Below are 223 nucleotides of genomic sequence, written 5' to 3'. Positions count from 1 at the left end.
CCTGAGCGGAACGGAGACACGCTCCAGCCTGTGGCTGCGTCAGGTGGGCTCGCGCAACAAGTTCGAAGATGCATCGGGCCAACTGTCCAACTCCAGCAACCGCTATGTGGCACAGTTGGGGGGCGACGTGTGGGATACGCAGTTTACCGGGCAGGATCGCTTCGGGCTGGGGGTGATGGCCGGCTACGGGCGCGCAACCGGCACCACCGACTCGGGGGAAACC

General features: G+C 65.5%; 1 protein-coding gene. It reads left to right on the top strand.

Features of this window, described 5'->3' with window-relative positions; translation table 11 throughout:
• Positions 1–223: autotransporter outer membrane beta-barrel domain-containing protein (locus WG891_RS26940; protein WP_337265144.1), on the top strand; the 223-nt coding region annotated here is incomplete at both ends.

Source organism: Serratia sp. MMO-28, assembly GCF_037199905.1.
Classification (GTDB): Bacteria; Pseudomonadota; Gammaproteobacteria; order Enterobacterales; family Enterobacteriaceae; genus Chania; species Chania oryzae.
The sequence above is the reverse complement of the archived record's forward strand: the minus strand, read 5'-3'. Positions and strand labels throughout refer to the sequence as shown.